The 20420-nt window shown below is 61.9% G+C and carries 18 protein-coding genes and 1 pseudogene; 12 read left to right on the forward strand and 7 right to left on the reverse strand.

Annotated elements, in window-relative coordinates; genetic code table 11:
* Positions 1-58: 58 nt before the first annotated feature.
* The 3 genes from relA to K5E37_RS10585 are packed head-to-tail and all read left to right on the forward strand — an operon-like array spanning position 59 to position 3710.
* A complete protein-coding gene (gene relA / locus K5E37_RS10575) occupies positions 59-2302 on the forward strand; it encodes a GTP diphosphokinase (RefSeq protein WP_007957789.1) in 2244 nt (747 codons plus the stop codon).
* 5 nt (positions 2303-2307) lie between these two features.
* On the forward strand, positions 2308-3141 hold the full coding sequence (mazG, locus tag K5E37_RS10580) for a nucleoside triphosphate pyrophosphohydrolase (protein WP_045121848.1): 834 nt from the start codon (positions 2308-2310) through the stop codon (positions 3139-3141).
* A gap of 26 nt (positions 3142-3167) precedes the next feature.
* Positions 3168-3710: a DUF2058 domain-containing protein gene (locus tag K5E37_RS10585; RefSeq protein WP_007957793.1), complete on the forward strand. Its 543-nt coding sequence runs from the start codon at positions 3168-3170 to the stop codon at positions 3708-3710.
* A 97-nt stretch (positions 3711-3807) separates the two neighbouring features.
* On the opposite strand, the gene K5E37_RS10590 is transcribed toward K5E37_RS10585, so the two are convergent.
* From K5E37_RS10590 to K5E37_RS10615, 6 genes are all read right to left on the reverse strand, one after another.
* Positions 3808-3996 (reverse strand): hypothetical protein, encoded by a 189-nt coding sequence (locus tag K5E37_RS10590; RefSeq protein WP_007957795.1) that lies wholly within the window; start codon positions 3994-3996, stop codon positions 3808-3810.
* Positions 3997-4274: 278 nt separating this feature from the next.
* On the reverse strand, positions 4275-5495 hold the full coding sequence (fabB, locus tag K5E37_RS10595) for a beta-ketoacyl-ACP synthase I (protein ID WP_007957797.1): 1221 nt from the start codon (positions 5493-5495) through the stop codon (positions 4275-4277).
* Between the two features lie 11 nt (positions 5496-5506).
* Positions 5507-6022 carry a 3-hydroxyacyl-[acyl-carrier-protein] dehydratase FabA gene (gene fabA, locus K5E37_RS10600; RefSeq protein ID WP_003227150.1) on the reverse strand — a complete coding sequence of 172 codons (516 nt, stop codon included), beginning with the start codon at positions 6020-6022 and terminating at the stop codon, positions 5507-5509.
* A gap of 247 nt (positions 6023-6269) precedes the next feature.
* Positions 6270-8171 carry an ATP-binding protein gene (locus K5E37_RS10605; RefSeq protein WP_221533765.1) on the reverse strand — a complete coding sequence of 634 codons (1902 nt, stop codon included), beginning with the start codon at positions 8169-8171 and terminating at the stop codon, positions 6270-6272.
* On the reverse strand, positions 8168-9100 hold the full coding sequence (locus K5E37_RS10610) for an ABC transporter substrate-binding protein (RefSeq protein ID WP_221533766.1): 933 nt from the start codon (positions 9098-9100) through the stop codon (positions 8168-8170). Before K5E37_RS10610 ends, K5E37_RS10605 begins: the two co-directional genes overlap by 4 nt.
* On the reverse strand, positions 9101-11224 hold the full coding sequence (locus K5E37_RS10615; RefSeq protein ID WP_221533767.1) for a TonB-dependent receptor domain-containing protein: 2124 nt from the start codon (positions 11222-11224) through the stop codon (positions 9101-9103).
* Between the two features lie 196 nt (positions 11225-11420).
* On the opposite strand from K5E37_RS10615, the gene K5E37_RS10620 reads away from it, so the two are divergent.
* From K5E37_RS10620 to K5E37_RS10660, 9 genes are all read left to right on the forward strand, one after another.
* On the forward strand, positions 11421-12446 hold the full coding sequence (locus tag K5E37_RS10620) for an NAD(P)H-dependent glycerol-3-phosphate dehydrogenase (RefSeq protein ID WP_007957803.1): 1026 nt from the start codon (positions 11421-11423) through the stop codon (positions 12444-12446).
* Positions 12447-12464: 18 nt separating this feature from the next.
* Entirely contained in the window at positions 12465-12812 is a 348-nt protein-coding gene (locus tag K5E37_RS10625; protein WP_007957804.1) for a DUF4389 domain-containing protein, read from the forward strand.
* Complete coding sequence (gene sixA, locus K5E37_RS10630; protein ID WP_007957806.1) at positions 12809-13261, forward strand: phosphohistidine phosphatase SixA; 453 nt, start codon at positions 12809-12811, stop codon at positions 13259-13261. The genes K5E37_RS10625 and sixA overlap by 4 nt, the downstream gene beginning before the upstream one ends.
* An 81-nt stretch (positions 13262-13342) precedes the next feature.
* Positions 13343-14998: an AMP-binding protein gene (locus K5E37_RS10635; RefSeq protein ID WP_221533768.1), complete on the forward strand. Its 1656-nt coding sequence runs from the start codon at positions 13343-13345 to the stop codon at positions 14996-14998.
* A gap of 31 nt (positions 14999-15029) precedes the next feature.
* The gene (locus K5E37_RS10640) at positions 15030-15473 is read left to right on the forward strand and encodes a hotdog fold thioesterase (protein ID WP_221533769.1); all 444 of its coding nucleotides are present in this window, start codon (positions 15030-15032) and stop codon (positions 15471-15473) included.
* A gap of 118 nt (positions 15474-15591) precedes the next feature.
* Positions 15592-16398, forward strand: coding sequence for an alpha/beta fold hydrolase (locus K5E37_RS10645; RefSeq protein WP_085607375.1), 807 nt, complete (start codon positions 15592-15594; stop codon positions 16396-16398).
* Positions 16395-17249, forward strand: coding sequence for an alpha/beta hydrolase (locus K5E37_RS10650; protein ID WP_007957814.1), 855 nt, complete (start codon positions 16395-16397; stop codon positions 17247-17249). The genes K5E37_RS10645 and K5E37_RS10650 overlap by 4 nt, the downstream gene beginning before the upstream one ends.
* 127 nt (positions 17250-17376) lie before the next feature.
* On the forward strand, positions 17377-18183 hold the full coding sequence (locus K5E37_RS10655; RefSeq protein ID WP_007957816.1) for a DUF4892 domain-containing protein: 807 nt from the start codon (positions 17377-17379) through the stop codon (positions 18181-18183).
* A gap of 70 nt (positions 18184-18253) precedes the next feature.
* On the forward strand, positions 18254-19294 hold the full coding sequence (locus tag K5E37_RS10660) for an AI-2E family transporter (protein WP_007957818.1): 1041 nt from the start codon (positions 18254-18256) through the stop codon (positions 19292-19294).
* Positions 19295-20044: 750 nt separating this feature from the next.
* On the opposite strand, the pseudogene K5E37_RS10665 reads toward K5E37_RS10660, so the two are convergent.
* Positions 20045-20420: pseudogene (locus K5E37_RS10665) on the reverse strand (histidine kinase); the annotation flags it as partial.

Consider the following 20420-nt stretch of genomic DNA (forward strand, 5'->3'; position numbering starts at 1 on the left):
GCATTGAAGGTCAGTGATTTGACGCATTGAATCTGCGTCGTAGGGAAGGTAAAGCAAGATGGTACAGGTGAGAGCACACCAGCCGATCAACACTGACGGCAGTATCAATCTCGAGGCTTGGCTCGATCATGCGGTCAGTGTCGATCTGGCACTGGATCGCGAAGCCTTGAAAGAGGCCTGCGAGTACGCTCGCCAGGCCGAGCAACAATCCAATGCGGCGAAGAATCTCTGGTCCGAAGGCAGCGGCAGTTTCAGCACGGGCCTTGAGATCGCCGAGATCCTCGCCGACCTCAAGCTCGATCAGGATTCGCTGGTGGCTGCGGTTCTCTATCGCGGCGTGCGCGAAGGCCAGATCGAACTCGCGGCGGTCAGCCAGCGCTTCGGCCCGGTGGTCGCCAAGCTGATCGACGGCGTGCTGCGCATGGCGGCGATCAGTGCCAGCCTCAGCCCTCGCCAGTCGATGGTCCTCGGCACCCAGGGCCAGGTGGAAAACCTGCGCAAGATGCTGGTGGCGATGGTCGACGACGTGCGTGTCGCGCTGATCAAACTCGCCGAACGCACCTGCGCGATCCGCGCGGTGAAAACCGCCGACGACGAAAAACGTAACCGGGTCGCCCGGGAAGTGTTCGACATCTATGCGCCGCTCGCGCATCGACTCGGCATCGGTCATATCAAATGGGAACTGGAGGACTTGTCCTTCCGTTACCTGGAACCCGATCAGTACAAACAGATCGCCAAGCTGCTGCACGAGCGGCGGCTGGATCGCGAGCGTTTCATCGCCGACGTGATGACCCAGCTCAAGGACGAATTGCAGGCCACCGGCGTCGAAGCCGACATCAGCGGCCGGGCCAAACACATCTATTCGATCTGGCGCAAAATGCAGCGCAAGGGTCTGGAATTCAGCCAGATCTATGACGTGCGTGCGGTGCGCGTGCTGGTGCCGGAAATGCGCGACTGCTACACCGCGCTCGGCATCGTCCACACCCTGTGGCGGCACATCCCGAAAGAGTTCGACGACTACATCGCCAACCCGAAAGAGAACGGCTACCGCTCGCTGCACACGGCGGTGATCGGTCCGGAAGGCAAGGTGCTGGAAGTCCAGATCCGTACCCATTCGATGCACGAAGAGGCCGAGCTCGGCGTCTGCGCGCACTGGCGCTACAAGGGCACCGACGTCAAGTCCGGCTCGAACCACTACGAAGAGAAAATCTCCTGGCTGCGTCAGGTCCTCGAGTGGCACGAAGAGCTGGGCGACATCGGTGGTCTCGCCGAACAGCTGCGAGTCGATATCGAGCCGGACCGGGTCTACATCTTCACCCCGGACGGTCACGCCATCGACTTGCCGAAAGGCGCGACGCCGCTGGACTTCGCCTACCGCGTGCACACCGAAATCGGTCACAACTGCCGTGGCGCGAAGATCAACGGGCGCATCGTCCCGCTCAACTACAGCCTGCAGACCGGCGAGCAGGTCGAGATCATCACCAGCAAGCACGGCACCCCGAGCCGCGACTGGCTGAACCCGAACCTGGGCTACGTCACCACGTCCCGGGCGCGGGCGAAGATCGTGCACTGGTTCAAGTTGCAGGCGCGCGACCAGAACGTCGCGGCGGGCAAGACCCTGCTCGAACGCGAACTCAATCGCCTCGGTCTGCCGGCGGTGGATTTCGACAAGCTGGCCGACAAGGCCAACATGAAAACCGCCGAAGACATGTTCGCCGCCCTCGGGGCTGGCGACCTGCGTCTGGCGCAACTGGTCAACCTGGCGCAACAGCTGGTCGAGCCGGAACGCGGCAACGAACAGCTGGAACTGATTCCGCGCAAGGCCACCGGCTACAAACCGGGCAAGCGCGGCGACATTCAGATCCAGGGTGTCGGCAACCTGATGACCCAGATGGCCGGCTGCTGCCAGCCGTTGCCGGGCGATGCGATCGTCGGCTACATCACCCAGGGCCGTGGCGTGAGCATTCACCGTCAGGACTGCGCCTCGGTGCTGCAACTGGCCGGGCGCGAGCCGGAGCGGATCATCCAGGTCAGCTGGGGCCCGGTGCCGGTGCTCACCTATCCGGTGGACATCGTCATCCGCGCCTACGACCGTTCCGGTCTGCTGCGTGACGTTTCGCAGGTGCTGCTCAACGAGCGGATCAACGTGCTGGCGGTCAACACCCGCTCGAACAAGGAGGACAACACTGCGCTGATGTCCCTGACCATCGAGATTCCGGGTCTGGACGCGCTGGGGCGGTTGCTGGGGCGGATTTCCCAGTTGCCGAACATCATCGAAACGCGGCGTAACCGGACTCCATGAAACCGATCTACAGCCTTGAAGACCTGCTGCACCTGATGAACCGTCTGCGCGACCCGCAGTACGGTTGCCCGTGGGACATCAAGCAGACTTACGCGACCATCGTCCCGCACACCCTTGAAGAGGCCTACGAAGTCGCCGACGCCATCGAGCGCGGCGACTTCGACCACTTGCAGGGCGAGTTGGGCGATCTGCTGTTTCAGGTGGTGTATTACAGCCAGCTGGCGCGGGAGGAGGGGCGGTTCGAATTCGCCGGCGTGGTCGACAGCATCACCCGCAAACTGATTCGTCGTCATCCGCACGTGTTCCCCACCGGCGATCTGTATGCGCCGCTGGACGTGCCGCGTCTGAACGAAGAGCAGGTCAAGCAGCGCTGGGAGGAGATCAAGGCCGAAGAGCGCGCCGAGAAATCCGCCGAGCCGCAGCAACTGTCACTGCTCGACGATGTGCCGGCTGCATTGCCGGCCCTGTCCCGCTCGGCCAAGTTGCAGAAGCGCGCCGGGCAGGTCGGTTTCGACTGGCCGGATGCCTTGCCGGTGCTGGACAAGGTCCGTGAAGAGCTCGATGAAGTGCTCGAAGCCATGTCCGAAAATGACCCGCAAGCGGTGGCCGACGAGATCGGCGATCTGCTGTTTTCCGTGGTCAATCTGGCCCGGCATCTGAAGGTCGATCCGGAAACCGCGTTGCGTGGCGCCAACGGCAAGTTCGAACGACGTTTCCGTTTTATCGAACAGGCATTGCGCGACACCCACCGACCCATAGAAGATTGCACCCTCGAAGAGTTGGACGCCCTGTGGGGCGAAGCCAAACGTCAGGAAAAGAATTTGCCCAGCTGCGGCTGAGCCGTTGCCTAAGTGAGTAAGCATCAATGAGCCTTTCCCTTCGCGACCAGTTGCTCAAAGCAGGGCTGGTCAACCAAAAGCAGGCCAAGCAGGTCAGCAAAGACAAACAGAAACAACAGCGCCTGGCCCACAAGGGTCAGATCGAGCTGGACGACTCCCAGCAGCGTGCTGCCCAGGAAGCCCAGGCCGAGAAGGTCAAGCGCGACCAGGAGCTGAACCGTCAGCAGCAGGAGAAGGCGGAAGCCAAGGCCCGCGCTGCACAGGTCAAGCAGTTGATCGAAGTCTCGCGTCTGCCGAAGCTGACGACCGAGGACTACTACAACTTTGTCGACGACAAGAAGGTCAAGCGCATCTCGGTCAACACGCTGATGCGCAACAAGCTCAGCAGCGGTTCGTTGGCGATCGTGCACCACGCTGGCGGTTACGAAGTGATTCCTCGTGAGGCGGCCCTGAAGATCCAGGAGCGCGATCCACAGCGCATCGTGCAGCTCAACGAGAAGGTCGAAGAGGTCAATGCCGAGGACGATCCGTACGCGGCCTATGTGATCCCTGATGATCTGATGTGGTAATCGGGTCTCGCCGGGCTGCGAAGCGGCCCTGAAGCAGCCAACAACGACAAACCCCGCTCATGGCGGGGTTTGTCGTTTTCAATGCTGTGGTATTGATTCAGGCGGATTTCAGATCCCGCTGGCGTTCTTGCAGTTCCAGTTCGGCCTTGTAGTTGTGGGCGTCGATCTCGTTGTGGAACATGCCGACCAGTAAGTCTTGTTGGTGCACATCCCAGATCCGTACGCCGGCGGCTACGCCTTCATGGGACATGTGTGAATCGTCGCGTTCAGTTACTTTTACAGTCATCTGCTAGCTCCAAATCTCAAGTTATCTGCAGCAAGGCGTGTGCAGGACTCTGTTATAAATTTTGTTAGCCTGCTAAGTAAACGCTCGATTTGTGCAATGTATTCTTGCGAAATCTGCAACAGCGCTGGAGCCCGCTGAATCCGCGACATTCAGTCGCAGGGCGGTAAGTTGCATGACAAACGTTTCATCTTGGCGCCGCTGAAAATGCTTTTCTCCAGGCGAAAAAAAACGCCCCGAACCAGTCGGGGCGTTTTCATGTGCGGCTCAGCGGGAGGGAATTACTTGCCTTCCCAGCGCTTCAGCACGAGGGTGGCGTTGGTGCCACCGAAGCCGAAGCTGTTGCTCATCACGGTGTTGATGGTGGCGTTCTCGCGGGTCTTGGTCAGCACCGGCAGATCGGCCACTTCAGGGTCCAGTTCGTCGATGTTGGCGGAACCGGCGATGAAGTTGCCTTCCATCATCAGCATGCAGTAGATCGCTTCGTGAACGCCGGCGGCGCCCAGGGAGTGACCCGACAGGCTCTTGGTGGAGCTGATGGCCGGGGCCTTGTCGCCGAACACTTCACGCACACCTTTCATTTCCGCGACGTCGCCGACCGGAGTCGAAGTGCCGTGGGTGTTCAGGTAGTCGATCGGGGTGTCGACGGTGGACAGCGCCTGCTGCATGCAGCGGATTGCGCCTTCGCCGCTTGGTGCCACCATGTCGTAGCCGTCGGAAGTCGCGCCGTAGCCAACGATTTCCGCGTAGATCTTCGCGCCACGGGCCAGAGCGTGTTCCAGCTCCTCGACCACCACCATGCCGCCACCGCCGGCGATGACGAAACCGTCACGGTCGGCGTCGTAGGCGCGGGAGGCTTGCTCAGGGGTGTCGTTGCGCTTGCTGGACAGGGCGCCCATCGCGTCGAACAGGAACGACTGGCTCCAGTGCTCCTCTTCACCGCCACCGGCGAAAACGATGTCCTGCTTGCCCATCTGGATCTGTTCCATGGCGGTACCGATGCAGTGAGCACTGGTGGCGCAGGCAGAAGCGATGGAGTAGTTCAGGCCCTTGATCTTGAACGGTGTGGCCAGGCAAGCCGAAACGGTGCTGCTCATGGTCCGCGTTACACGGTATGGGCCGACGCGCTTGACGCCTTTCTCGCGCAGGATGTCCAGCGCTTCCATCTGGTTCAGGGTCGACGCGCCGCCGGAACCTGCGATCAGGCCGGTACGCGGGTTGGACACCTGCTCTTCGGTCAGACCGGAGTCAGCGATGGCGTCTTTCATGGCCAGGTAGGCGTAAGCCGCTGCGTGGCCGACGAAGCGATAGATCTTGCGATCGATCAGCTCTTCAAGGTTGAGGTCGATGGAGCCGGAAACCTGGCTACGCAGACCCATTTCGGCGTATTCCGGGTTGAACCGGATGCCAGGGCGGCTTGCACGCAGGTTAGCGGAGACGGTCTCTTTGTCATTGCCCAGGCACGAAACAATGCCCAGACCAGTGATAACGACGCGGCGCATGCGAATAACCCTTAGAAGTTGTCAGTGGAGGTGAACACGCCGACGCGAAGGCCTTCGGCGGTGTAGATTTCGCGACCGTCGACAGTCACCGAACCGTCGGCGATGGCCAGGTTCAGCTTGCCCTTGAGGACGCGCTTGATATGAATGTTGTAGGTGACTTTCTTGGCGGTCGGCAGGACCTGGCCGAAGAATTTCACTTCGCCCGAACCCAGCGCACGGCCACGGCCCGGCAGGCCTTGCCAGCCCAGGAAGAAACCGACCAGTTGCCACATGGCGTCCAGACCCAGGCAGCCCGGCATCACCGGATCGCCTTCGAAGTGGCACGCGAAGAACCACAGGTCAGGGTTGATATCCAGCTCGGCGACCAATTCACCTTTGCCGTACTTGCCGCCTTCTTCGCTGATCAGGGTGATGCGATCCACCATCAGCATGTTCGGGGCGGGCAGTTGCGCGTTACCTGGGCCGAACAGCTCACCGCGACTGCAGCGCAGCAGGTCTTCCCGAGTAAAGGCGTTTTGTTTGGTCATGCGAGCTCCTCAATAATCCCATGCGGCAGGTGGGGCAAATCTTCCCGGCCGATCGACGCGTTTATGCCTCGAACCGGCAGCCTACTCATAGACTATTGCGTTGTGGTGAAAGTCACAGCACCAAGGACATGAATGTACACTTGTGCACTGAAATTTTTAATCAAGCCCCTTTTGAGGCCCGTTCGGGTGCCTAAGACTGCCGCACTTTCGCTTTTCACGCCAGTCGCAGATGCTCGAAAGGGCCCCGTTACTGCACCCAGCGCTGCAGAATCTGCTGCAGATCATTGCGTTTGAATGGCTTGGCCAGGTAATCGTTCATGCCCGCCGACAGGCAGTTTTCCCGGTCGCCCTGCAATGCATTGGCGGTCAGGGCGATGATCGGCACATGGCCGCAACCGGGCAGGCGGCGGATCTGGCGGGTCGCCTCGTATCCGTCGATGAGCGGCAGGCGGCAATCCATCAGGATCGCTTCGAAACGGCTGTCCCCGGCGCTGCGTACCGCCTGCACGCCATCGGTGGCGACGCTGACGGTAAAGCCGAGGCTGCGCAACATGGCTTCGATCACCGTCTGGTTGACCGGGTTGTCCTCCACCAGCAGCACATTGCGCCCTTCGCCGTGACCGTCGCCGTTCAACGTGCGCGGTGCCGCCAGCGCGGGCAGGGCCTGCTTATATAAAGCCAGCGGTATTTCCAGGGTGAAGACCGATCCGCGACCTTCTTCGCTCTGAGCGCGCAAAGTACCGCCCATCCGTTCGGCGAGGGTGCGGGCAATCGGCAGGCCCAGGCCGGTGCCGCCATAACGACGGGAAATCGAGCTGTCGGCCTGCTGGAACGCGTTGAACATAAGCTCCAGGCTCTCCGGCGAAATGCCGATGCCGCTGTCACGTACCGCGCAGGTGAACCACAGCAACTCGTGATCCAGCGACTGCCACTGCGCCTCGATGCTGACGCGCCCCTGTTCGGTGAACTTCAGCGCATTGCCGACCAGGTTGACCAGAATTTGCCGGATCCGCGTCGGATCGCCCTGTACCTGCAAGTCGCGCATGTCTTCGGGGATTCGCAGTTGTAGGGCCAGCCCGCGTTGCGCCGCGCTGTGCTGGAACGACTGGGCGCAGGCGCCGATCACTTCGGCGAGGTTGAACGGAATGTGCTCCAGCTCCAGTTCCGAACGCTCGATGCGCGAAAAATCCAGAATGTCGTTGATCACCTTGAGCAAATGCTCGGTGGACTCGGAAGCCAGCGCCGCATACTCGACCTGCTCCTCGGTCATGTCGGTGGTTTCCAGCAATTGCAGCATGCCCAGCACGCCGTTCATCGGGGTGCGCAGTTCATGGCTCATCATCGCCAGGAAATCCGATTTGGCGTTGTTGGCCTTCTCCGCCTCTTCGCGGGTCTGGATCAGTTGCGCCATCGCCTGATGCTGTTCGCGGCTGGCCTGTTCCAGCGCCTGGGCCAGGTTGTTGATGTGCTGGGACAGGGCGCCCAGCTCGGTGTCATCGACAATCGGCAGCGGGGTCTTGTAGTCGCCGTCCTGAATCGCCTTGACCGCATTGCCGATGTCGCGGATCGGCTGCGAAAGGCTGCCGGCCAGTCGCCGCGCCAGCACAAACGTGAAGAGCAGGGCGAACAACGCCAGAATCCCGGCCTTGAGCAAAATCTCCTGTTGGCGCTGGCTGAAGGCGTCATTCGACAGCCCGACGATCACCCGCCCCAGATAATCCTCGCTGGCCACGCCGGGGCTGCTTTTACCGTCCTGAAAGAAATCGTTGTGCAGGGCAATGCGTTGCAGTCGCACCGGCGCCTGGAACACCTCGACCTGATGCGGACGGTTGTGCGCATCCGCCGGCTGTTCGACGTAGGCCAGAATCCGGTTGGCGCTGTCCTGCACTTCCAGAAACCGCACGTTCGGCGTGGCCAGCGTGGCCTTGAGGAGGCTTTCCAGCACTTCGTTGTTGCCGGAAATCACCCCGTACTCGGTGGCCGGTGCGAGCTGGTTGGCGATCAACTGGCCGGTGTGGTTCAGCTCCTGACGCAAATCCTGAATGCGCACGAAGGTGAAAAAGCTGATCAGCAGCAAGGTCAGCAACAGCGCAGGGCCCAGGCTGATCAACTGGGTGCGGGTGTTGATGTCCCAACGGCGGAAAATCATGGGCGGCGCTCTCCTTCGGCCAGCTCTGCGGCGACAGACGCTTCATTCATCGGTTCTATCCCTAAGGAACGAGCCACCTGCGCATTACTTGAGACTTTAAAACGCCCGGGGTAGAGCGTGCGTGGCCAGGTGCTCGGTGGCCGGTCCAGCAACTCGTCGAGGACGGCCAGCCAGTCGTTCTGATCGCTGTAGGTACTGGCCAGACTGCCGGCACGGACGAAAGCGACATTCGGCCCGACCAGCGCCAGTTGCCGAGAGTAACTGCTGAGCAACAGGTTCTTCGCGGTTTTCGGGTTGTACAGGTCAGGGTCGTCGAGGCCCAGCAGCACGTCGCTGTTTTTCAGCACGGTCTGCAAGGGGCGGCCGTCGTGGGTGTTGTCCCAGCGTTGCGGGACGATTTGCAGATTCAGCGGCTGGGCGGCCGATTGCAGTTCCTTGAGCAGGAACTCGCTGTGCTGATCGAACAGCACGCCGACTCGCCCGGCCTGGGGCAGGATCCGGCGGATCAGTTGCAACTGACGACTCAGCGGCGGATCGGCCCAGAGCAGACTCAAGTGGGGCGGTTGCGCGTCGCCGAAGCGTTGCCGGGCTTGCAGGCGGCTGATGCGCAGGACCAACGTCGCCGGGCCCTGGCTTTCCTGCATGCGCCAGTCGAGGCTCGGCAGATCCAGCAGAATCAGGCGCAGGCTCGACGGCAACTTGCCCGGCGCCGGCAAACTGGCCAGCGGCTGGAAATGCACGCGGTCGGTCGGGCGCAGTTCGCTCAGGGCCTGAACGAAGGACTGCACGCCGGGACTTTCTTCCGCGCCGGTCAGCAAAATGTCGGCCGCCTGCACCGCCACGCCATGCAGCCACGCTGTCAGGAACAGACACAGCCCGGCCAGCCATTGGCCGAGTGTTGGCATCTTCCGTGACATGGCGTAGCGCATCTAGAACTCCAGCTCGGCGCTGAAATACACCACGCGGCGTTCGTCGTAATTGTTGTCGACGAAGGTGGTCGGCTCATGGTCGAGGCGTTGTTGCAGCACGCCGGCCAGTTGCAGTTGGGCCTTGCCCAGGGCGATGCGTTTGGCGATGCGCGTGTCGACCCGCTCGAAGCGGTAACCGTTGAGCGCGTTGTCACCGTAATAGAAGAGGGCGCTGTTCCAGCCGTGGCCCCAATCGCGCAGCCAGCCCGCCGAACCGCTGTTGCGCGCGGTGAATTGCTGGTCCAGCGGATTGCTCGCCTCGGCGTCGACGAAGGCGTAGGTCAGGCGCAGGCGGTCGGCCGCACTCAGGCGCCAGTCCAGTTGCGTCTCGGTGCCGCGAAAGCGCGAATCGTTGGCGTTGCTGGCGATGTACTGATTGTTGCGCAGCGGCTCGCTGATCATCCCGGTGATTTCGTCGTAGAACAGCTTCACGTCCAGCGCCAGGCCCCATTCCGGAAAATAGCCGTTGTAGCCCAGTTCCCGCGAGCGCATGTGCTCCTGGTCCAGATCGCCGGGGCCCCGGGTCTTGACGAAGTAGCGGGCCGAAGACTGGCCATAGGCGGCGGGCCGCAGGTTGGTCACCTGATAACTCCAGTTGACGTTGTTCTCGAACATATCCGGCGAACGGATGGCTTCCGAATACACCGCGCGCAGGCTGTGGCGCGGATTGAACAGGTAGTTGACCGCAAACCGGGGCGTCAGCGAGCTGCCGATCAATTGCGTGTCTTCGAACATGGCGCCGCCCTGCAACAACCAGTGTTCGCTGGCGCGCCATTCCAGTTGGCCGAATGCGCGCCAGGTGGTGTCGTCGAGCGTGCCGTTGAAATAGGTCTCGGAATCGGCACGGTCGTAACGATAGTTCAGGCCGCTGACCAGACGCAGGCTATCGGACAGGCTGAGGGTGTCCTGCAACTCCAGGTCGTAGCGCGATTCCCGGGCACTCTGGTCGATGTCGCCGCACAGGGTCTGGCGCGCACCGTTGCGCCACTGGTCCAGCACCTGATTGGCCAGGGCCATTTCCTGCGGCGTGCCGGCGGGTGCGCCGGGGCCGGTGAACATTGTCATGTTGCGGGCCAGGCGTTCGGTGTAGTTCGGGTTGAGCTGCCACAGTTCCGTCAATTGCGGGCTGAACGAGACTTCGGCGTCACAGGCGCGCCAGGTCTGCTGGCGGTCCCAGTGTTGCGCCGAGCCTTGCACATAAAGGCTGTGATCGGGATTGAGGTCGAGGTTCCAGCGCACCGAACCGGCGTAGTCCTTGGCAACCACGTCGGAATTGTTCCCGGCAGCGGTAATCCCGGAGAACACCGGTCGGTAGGTGTAAGGTCGCTGATTGGTCCCGTCCTTGGCATTGACCTGCCAGTCCAGGCTCTGGTTGTCGCTCAGGGTCTGGCTGACGGAGAGACTGAAGCGGTTCAAGCGGCGGCTATCGCGGTAGTCGGCGCCGGTGCGGTCGCTGTCAAAGCCGTCGTCTTCCTGGCCGGACAGCGACAGACGCAGGTCGCCGCCATTCCAGCCGGTGCTCTGGCTGGCATAGAAGTCGTTGATGCCGCGTTGGCCGCGCGTCAGCTTCAGCCGTGTGCCGTGGCTGTCCGCCGGGTTGCGGGTGATGATGTTGACCACCGCCATCAACGCGTTGGCGCCGTAGCTGACGGTGTTCGGGCCGCGAAAGACTTCGATGCGCTCGATGTCTTCCATCGCCACCGGGATGTCACTCCAGTCCACGGTCGCGAGACCGGCGCGGTACACCGAACGGCCGTCGATCAGCACCTGCATGCGCCGGGCTTCAGTGGCGTTGGTCCCGTGATAATTCACCACGGCCTGATTGCCGCTGATGTTGCCGACCATCATCCCCGGCACCAGACGCAGCAGTTCGCTGATGTCCCGGGCGCCGCTGGCGCTGATCAGTTCGCTGTCCAGTACGGTCATGCTGCCCGGGACTTCCGCCGGCGACTGTTTCAGGCGCGTGGCGGTCAGGATCTGCGGCAAGGCCTCACTGTCGACAAACAGGTCGTCCGCCAGCAGCACCGGGCTGAACAGCAGCGCCAGCAGCAGGGACGAACGCGGGGAAGGGGGGCCAGAAAACACGACGCAGCCTTGATAGCAAAGAATTGGCGCGCATGTTAACCGAGGACGACCACTTTTCCAGTCACGTTGCAGGCATTTTCCTCGGTTTTATTGGTCTTCTTCCTACAAGTGCGGGTAATTGACGCCGGGGCTGTCCGAGAAGGGGACGCTCCGTATAATGCCGGCATCGCCACTGGTATGGATTAACGGATTACATATGACTGAACAGCGCCCGATTGCGGTCCTGGGAGGCGGAAGTTTCGGTACCGCCGTGGCCAATCTGTTGGCCGAGAACGGCCATCAAGTCCGGCAGTGGATGCGTGACCCCGAGCAGGCAGAGGCCATCCGGGTCAATCGCGAAAACCCGCGTTACCTCAAAGGCATCAAGATTCTGCCGGGCGTGACTGCGGTCACCGACCTGCAGGAAACCCTCGACGCCTGCGATTTGTGTTTCGTCGCGTTGCCGTCCAGCGCGCTGCGCACGGTGTTGGCGGCGCACGCCGAACGCTTGAGCGGCAAGATGCTGGTCAGCCTGACCAAAGGCATCGAAGCCCACACCTTCAAACTGATGAGCCAGATTCTCGAAGAGATCGCCCCGCAAGCGCGCATCGGCGTGCTGTCCGGGCCGAACCTCGCGCGGGAAATCGCCGAGCACGCGCTGACCGCCACCGTGGTCGCCAGCGAAGATGAAGAGCTCTGCAAAGCGGTGCAGGCCGCGTTGCATGGCCGCACTTTCCGCGTCTACGCCAGCGCCGACCGTTTCGGCGTTGAACTGGGCGGCGCGCTGAAAAACGTCTACGCGATCATTGCCGGCATGGCGGTGGCGCTGGAGATGGGCGAGAACACCAAGAGCATGCTGATCACCCGCGCCCTGGCCGAGATGACCCGGTTTGCGGTGAATCAGGGCGCCAACCCCATGACCTTCCTCGGTCTGGCCGGGGTCGGCGATCTGATCGTTACCTGCTCGTCGCCGAAAAGCCGCAACTATCAGGTCGGTTTTGCCCTCGGTCAGGGCTTGAGCCTCGACGAAGCGGTGTCGCGCCTCGGTGAAGTGGCCGAAGGGGTCAACACCCTGAAAGTACTCAAGGCCAAGTCTCAGGACGTCGGCGTGTACATGCCGCTGGTCGCCGGATTGCATGCGATTCTGTTCGAAGGGCGCACGCTTGAGCAGGTGATCGGTCTTCTGATGAGAGGCGAGCCGAAAACCGACGTCGACTTTATTTCCACCAGTGGTTTCAACTGATTCAGCAGGGAGCAGGGCATGAACGATCCGAAAACCGAAGCCAAATATGAATCCATCCTCCTGCGGGTGTTGTGGATGATCGTCTACGTGCTGGTCTGGCAGGTAGCGCAGTTCATCCTCGGCGCGGTGGTGCTGGTGCAGTTGATCTATCGTTTGATCTATGGCGCCCCGAGCGCCAGCCTGATGAATTTCGGCGACAGCCTGAGCCAGTTTCTGGCGCAGATCGGTCGTTTCGGCAGTTTTCACAGCGACCAGAAACCCTGGCCGTTCGCCGACTGGCCGACGCCGCGTACTCCGGAAGGTGAAGCGCCACACGTTGTCGCGCCGGCACCGCATCCGGCCCGGGATGAGGAACCCAAGCTATGAAACTCTGGGTATTGCGTCACGGTGAGGCCGAGCCCTATGGCTCGCGCCCCGACTCCGAGCGTGAACTGACCGCCCACGGTCGCAAGGAAGTGTTGAGCAGCGCAGCCCGTTTGATGGGCCAGCCGCTGACCGCCATTTACGCCAGCCCTTACCTGCGGGCGCAGCAGACCGCGCAACTGGTGCGCGAAGCTCTCGGCTTCGAGCCGGAGATCCGCACGGTCGAGTGGCTGACCCCGGAAGTTGATCCGGACCGCGTGGCCGAGCAACTGGTGTCGGTGAGCAACGTGCTGCTGGTCAGCCACAATCCGCTGGTGGGCAATCTGCTCAGCTACCTGCAACACGGTGCGGGCTACCCACCGGAAAAGGTCAGCACCGCCGGGCTGGCAGAGCTTGAACACAGCGAATTGCTGATCGGTTCGATGACGCTCAACAGCCTTAAACATCCCTGAAATTTTTTGTACGAAATAGTCAACCAAGCACTTGCTTGGTTGACTACGCTTGCTCCAGACCAAAAAACAGGAGCGAGTCGAATGTCTTCCGCCTTCCGTTTGCCGCTGGACGTGTTTTACGAACGCGAGGCCCGGCACCCGCGTCAGCGTTTTCTGGTGCAGCCGATCGGCGGCGGGCAGGTCGAGACACTGACCTGGGCCGACGTCGGCCATCAGGCCCGCTGCGCCGCGCATTGGCTGCGCTCCCGGGAGTTGCCGCAAGGCAGCCACATCGCCCTGATCTCGAAAAACTGCGCGCACTGGATCATCGCCGATCTGGCGATCTGGATGGCCGGGCATGTCTCGGTGCCGCTCTATCCGAACCTCACTGCCGAATCGGTGAATCAGGTGCTGACCCACTCGGAAAGCGTGCTGGCGTTCATCGGCAAGCTCGATGACTGGCCGGGTATGTCGCCAGGTGTGCCGGCGGGCCTGACCACCGTCAGCCTGCCGCTGCACCCACCGGGCACATTCGATTTCAACTGGGATGATTTGCAGCGCAGCTCGCCGATCCAGGACGACCCGCGTCCCGCCGCCGAGCAACTGGCGACCATCATTTACACCTCCGGCACCACCGGCCTGCCCAAGGGCGTGATGCACAGCTTCGCCAATCTCGGGTTCGCGACGACGCACGGCACGCAGCTGTTCGGTCTCAATGAGAACGACCGGCTGCTGTCGTATCTGCCGCTGTGTCATGTCGCCGAGCGGATGTTCGTCGAACTGGCGTCGATCTATACCGGGCAGACGGTGTTTTTCGCCGAGAGCCTCGACACCTTCCTCGCCGATCTCAAGCGGGCGCGGCCGACGGCGATGTTCGGTGTGCCGCGGATCTGGACCAAGTTCCAGATGGGCGTCTACAGCAAGATCCCGGCGAAACGTCTGGATTTCCTGCTCGGTCTGCCCTTTATCGGCAAACGGATCGGCCACAAGGTATTGGCGGGATTGGGGCTGGATGCCTTGCGCGTCGCGCTTTCCGGTGCGGCGCCGGTGCCACTGACCCTGTTGCGCTGGTATCAGAAACTCGGGCTCGACGTGCTGGAGGTCTACGGCATGACCGAAAGCTGCGGTTATTCGCACATCTGCCTGCCGGGGCAATACAAGGAAGGCTGGATCGGCCGGCCATGCCCCGACGTGGAAGTGCGCATCGATGAGTCCGGCGAAGTGCAGGTGCGCAGCCAGGCGAACATGCTTGGTTACTTCAAGGAGCCGCAGAAAACCGCCGAGACCCTCACCGAAGACGGTTTCCTGCGCACCGGCGACAAGGGCGAGCAAGACGCCGAAGGGCGTTTGCGCCTGACCGGGCGGCTCAAGGAAATCTTCAAGACCAGCAAGGGCAAGTACGTCGCCCCGGCGCCGATCGAAAATCGGCTGGCGGTGCATTCGCGGATCGAGCAGGTCTGCGTGGTCGGCGATGGCCTGAGTGCGCCGCTGGGGTTGTGCGTGCTGTCGGCCGTGGGCCGGGAGGAGGCCCGCGCGCCGCTGCATTCGAGCCTGGAAAAACTGCTGGAGGAGGTCAACGCCGTGCTCGACAAGCACGAGCGTCTGCGCCGGCTGGTGGTGGTCAAGGACAGCTGGGCGGTGGAGAACGGGTTCCTCACGCCGACCCTGAAAATCAAACGCAACATCATCGAAGACACCTACGGAGCACGCTTCGAAGAATGGAGCGAGCGCAGCGAGGCGGTGCTGTGGCAGGATTGAGCGTCGATCAAAACAACAAAGGAAGCCTGCGATGACCTTGTGGCGCACCACTCCGAACATCGAGCAGTTGAACGCAATCCAGAAAAACACCATCGGCGAAGTGCTGGACATCCGCTTCGAGTCATTCGACGAAGAATCGCTGACGGCCAGCATGGTCATCGACCATCGCACCCACCAGCCTTATGGCCTGTTGCACGGCGGCGCCTCGGTGGTGCTGGCGGAAACGGTCGGCTCGATGGCCAGTTACCTGTGCATCGACGCCAGCAAGTTCTATTGCGTCGGCCTGGAAATCAACGCCAACCACTTGCGCGGACTGCGCAGCGGACGGGTGACGGCGGTGGCCAAACCGATCCACATCGGCCGCACCACCCATGTCTGGGACATCCGCCTGACCAGCGATGAAGGCAAGGCCAGTTGTGTGTCGCGCCTGACCATGGCAGTGGTGCCGCTGGGACAACAACCGCCGGCGCGTTGATGGCCGAAACGTCATAGCCCTGACCGGACTGTCATCATTCCTGGCAGTTACGGTCATTGCTGTGGGACGCGGTCTTACGGACAATCAACGCCTGTTTTCCGCTCATGGATTTGCCGGTATGTCGCAACCGATCTTCTTCGCCCACGCCAACGGTTTCCCTTCGGGCACCTACGGCAAACTGTTCGCGGCGCTGGCGCCCGAGTACCGGGTCGCGCATCTGGAACAACACGCCCATGACCCGCGTTTCCCGGCGGGTGACAACTGGTACCACCTGGTCGACGAACTCATCCATCATCTTCAACAGCAAGATGAACCGGTGTGGGGCGTGGGCCATTCCTTCGGCGGCATGCTGCATTTGCACGCCGCACTGCGTTGCCCTGAACTGTATCGGGGCGTGGTGATGCTCGATTCGCCGGTGCTGACCCGCACCGATCAATGGGTGATCCGCGCCGCCAAGCGCTTTGGTTTCATCGACAAACTGACTCCGGCCGGCCGCACGCTGGGGCGGCGCGAAGAGTTTGCCGATCTGGACAGTGCCCGCGGTTATTTTGCCGGCAAGACGTTGTTCCGCAGCTTTGATCCGGAATGTTTCGATGCCTACCTGCAACACGGTCTGCACAAGGTTGGCGACAAGCTGCGCCTGCGCTTCGATCCTGCGACCGAGATCAGCATTTATCGCGGCGTGCCGCACACCAGTCCTGCGCATACCCGGCAATTGAAAGTGCCGCTGGCGGTGGTGCGCGGGCACAAGAGCCGTGTGGTGATGAACCATCACACCCGCTTCGTCGGGCGCCTGCCTCAGGGCGAGTCGCTGACCGTGCCTGGCGGGCACATGTTTCCGCTTGAGCGCCCACAAGACACCGCGCAATTACTGAAAAGCCTGTTCGATCGCTGGGAGCGCCGGCAAGACAAGGATTGCGCATGAACCCCGCCGTCGAAGAAGTGCGCCTGAGCCTGCCGCATATCGAACTGGCCGCGCACCTGTTCGGCCCGGAAGACGGGTTGCCGGTGATCGCCCTGCACGGCTGGCTGGACAACGCCAACAGCTTCGCGCGCCTGGCGCCGAAGCTCAAAGGCTTGCGAATCGTGGCGCTGGACATGGCCGGTCACGGGCATTCCGGGCACCGGCCGAACGGCGCCGGTTACGCACTGTGGGACTACGCCCATGACGTGCTGCAGGTCGCCGAGCAACTGGGCTGGAAACGTTTCGGCCTGCTCGGACATTCGATGGGCGCGATCGTGTCGCTGGTGCTGGCCGGGTCGTTGCCCGAACGCATCACCCATCTGGCGTTGATCGACGGGGTGATTCCTCCTACCGACAAAGGCGAAAACGCCGCCGAGCGCATGGGCATGGCCTTACAGGCGCAGCTTGATCTTCGGGAAAAGCGCAAACCGGTCTACAACACTCTCGACCGGGCGATCGAGGCGCGGATGAAAGGGCTGGTGGCGGTCAGTCGCGAAGCCGCCGAACTGCTGGCGCAGCGCGGTCTGATGCCGGTGCCCGGTGGTTACACCTGGCGCACCGACAATCGTCTGACGTTGCCGTCGCCGCTGCGTCTGACCCAGGAGCAGGCGATGGCGTTCGTGCAGCGCATTGCCTGCCCCGCGCAGTTGGTGGTCGCTGCCGACGGCATGCTGGCCAAACATCCGGAGCTGCTGGAACGTCTACCCTTTGACCGGGAACAGCTGCCGGGCGGGCATCATCTGCACCTGAACGATGAAGCCGGGGCCGACCTTGTCGCAGACTGTTTCAATCGGTTCTTCGCCATTCCTTGACTTGCTCCCGGCAACTGTCGAGGCTGGGCAGGTTGAAATGGGAGACAACCAAGATGGATTTCTACACCGCTGCGACTTCGAACTGCCCTCAAGGCACCCAGGCCATGCCCCTGCGATGAGCCTGTCCATGCGATCTATCAGTCTGCTGGCGCTGTGCTGTTTCAGTCCCTTTCTATTCGCTGCCGACCTGCCGGGCAGTCAGGACCTGCCGATCGTGCCGCGTGTGGCCGATGCGCAGATCGTCGACTATCGCCCCGCCGTGGAGCTGGAGCGGATCTACCCGCTCGGCTCGATCCGCAAGATCAGCGGCCAGTTGCGTTTCGACGGCCAGGTCAGCGCCCGGGGGCAAACCACCTCGGTGACCTACGAATTGCCGCCGGAACATTCCGCCACCGAAGCCTTCACTCTCGCTCGCGAAGCCCTGCAAAAGCAGGACGCGCAGCTGTTGTTCTGGTGCCAGGCCCGGGATTGCGGCGAGAGCAGCCTGTGGGCCAATGAGGTGTTCGGCAACGCCAAGCTGTACGGTGCCGACGAGCAGCAGGCCTATCTGCTGCTGAGGCTCGCGGCCCCGCGCGACAACACGCTGGTGGCGCTGTACAGCATCACCCGGGGCAATCGCAAAGCCTATCTGCACGTTGAACAGTTCGAGGCGCTGGCACCGCTCGGTGACCTGCTGCCGACCTCGGCCACGCTGCTGCGGGAACTGAAAAGCACCGGCGAACTGGACTTTCCCAAGCTCGCTGGCGATCCGGATGACACCTGGCTGCGCTTGTTGTCCCGTGGCCTGAACCTCGACACCACGTTGCGGGTGACGGTGTCCGGGCCGAAAGCCGAGGCCTGGCGGCAGGCGCTGATCGGGCAAGGCGTGCGCGCCGCGCGAATGGAAACCGGCAGTGTCGACGGCGAAGGCCTGCGCATCGATCTGTTGCGATAAGGTGTCTTTGGCGGACACGCTCGACGTGTTCGCCTACTCTTTGCCTGACTGATTTTTTTCGAGATTTCACATGCCCAATAATGATCGTCTGCTGGTGCAGATCCTGTTGCTGGTGCTGTTTGGTGCCAGTTTCTGGGTGATGGCGCCGTTCTGGTCAGCGCTGTTCTGGGGCGCGGTGCTGGCGTTTGCCAGCTGGCCGCTGATGCGCCTGCTGACCCGCTGGCTCAATGGCCGGGAATCCCTCGCGGCGCTGTTGCTGACCATGGGCTGGATGTTGCTGGTGGCGGGGCCGCTGGTGTGGCTCGGCTTTAACCTGGCCGATCACGTGCGCGATGCCACGGCGTTTATCAAGGATGTGCAGGTCGACGGACTGCCCGAGGCGCCGAGCTGGCTGGGCGGCGTGCCAGTGGTGGGCGAACGGCTTGTCGGGATCTGGAACAGCATCGATCAGCAGGGCGCGGCCCTGATGGTGACGGTCAAACCTTATCTGGGGCAGGTCGGCAACTGGTTGCTGGCGCGCAGTGCGCAGATCGGCAGCGGGATTCTCGAACTGACCCTGAGCATTGTCTTCGTGTTCTTTTTTTACCGTGACGGACCGCGATTGGCGGCGTTCGTGCACAGTCTGCTGGAGCGCTTGATCGGTGATCGGGCCGGGTATTACATCGATCTGGTGGCCGGTACGGTGCAGCGGGTGGTCAATGGGGTGATCGGTACGGCGGCAGCGCAAGCGGTGCTGGCGCTGATCGGGTTCCTGATTGCCGGGGTGCCGGGTGCGCTGGTGCTGGGGATTGTGACGTTTTTGCTCAGTCTGATTCCGATGGGGCCGCCGCTGGTGTGGATTCCGGCCACGGCTTGGCTGGCCTGGAAGGGTGAGTACGGGATGGCGGTGTTTCTCGGGATCTGGGGGACGTTCATCATCAGTGGCGTGGATAACGTGCTCAAGCCGTATCTGATCAGCCGGGGCGGGAATCTGCCGTTGGTGATTGTGTTGCTTGGGGTGTTTGGCGGGTTGATTGCGTTTGGGTTTATCGGGTTGTTTATTGGGCCTACGCTTTTGGCTGTTGCTTATAGTTTGTTGACGGATTGGAGTAAGAGTCAGGCTCGGGTTTGAGGCTTTGGACTTGGCGGCCTTTGGGCCGACCGGGTTTTGGGTTGACTGTGTACATATCCGTTTCTTCGGTAACGGCGGCTTATGGTTTCGCCCTTACGGCGAGTCCCTTTGGCAAACGCCCCAAAGGAACCAAAGGTCTGGGCCCCTGCGTTCGGCGCCTCGCTGTGGCTCGGCGTTCCTTCGCTCCGGGATTCATCCGGGGGCATCGCCTACGGTTTGCTTCGCTGCACCTTCTCTCGATGCATGCGGCTTCGCCGCACGGTCGCTGCGCTCCCACCCCCGGATAAATCCCTCCACTCAGCCTTCCGATGGGGCCGGCACGTCAAGAGCGGTACTCGAGCTAACGCTCATTGTGTTGAGTGGTGGGAAGCCAAAGCAAAAGCGAAAGCAGAAGTTTATGTGGAAGCTGGTGCTGGTGCTGGTGCGGAAGTGGACGCTGCCGCCGATGCTGATGCCGATGCCGATGCCGATGCCGATGCCGATGCCGATGCCGATGCCGATGTTGGTTTTGGTGTTGGTGTTGGCGCGTAGGTATGAGTGGACTTATGTGCTTCAAAACCCGAGTTCACCTCGGTATCTCACGTCGGCGTACCTCTCACATTCTCCTCGGTCAGTCCCCTCTCCCTCTGGGAGAGGGCTAGGGTGAGGGCCGCTTTGATGACACACCGCAGAGCCAAAGCAAACCACTCACCCAGCCAGAGTTAATCGCCCCTCAAGTCTTGACCCGAAAGCGATCCTCTTCACCCAATCTCAAGTCGCCACATTCAAATACTTGCCCACCGACGCAGTGCTTTCTAGCGAGTACTGCTTGCTCAGATTGGCAATCATCCGGCTCAGCGCTTCGGTGGTGGTTTGAGTATTGCTGGCAGTCTGTTCGTCATCCGGGCGTTCGCGACCTGCATGCAGTGCAGCTTTCAGTTCGTCGCTGCTGACGCCTCCGCTGCTGTCGCTGTCCAGCACTTTGAGCAGTGCGGTGGCGGTGTCGGTGTTGTTTGAGGAGGTGCTGTCGCTGGTCTGCAGCGCGCTGTTCAGTTCGGTGGCGGTAACAGTGCCGTCGCCGTCTGCATCGAGTTGGCTGAAGAGTTCGTCGCTGGAGGCTTGCGGCGGTGGGGGTGGCGGTGGGGTG

The organism is Pseudomonas sp. RIT778 (assembly GCF_019718735.1).
Taxonomy (GTDB): Bacteria; Pseudomonadota; Gammaproteobacteria; order Pseudomonadales; family Pseudomonadaceae; genus Aquipseudomonas; species Aquipseudomonas aphyarum.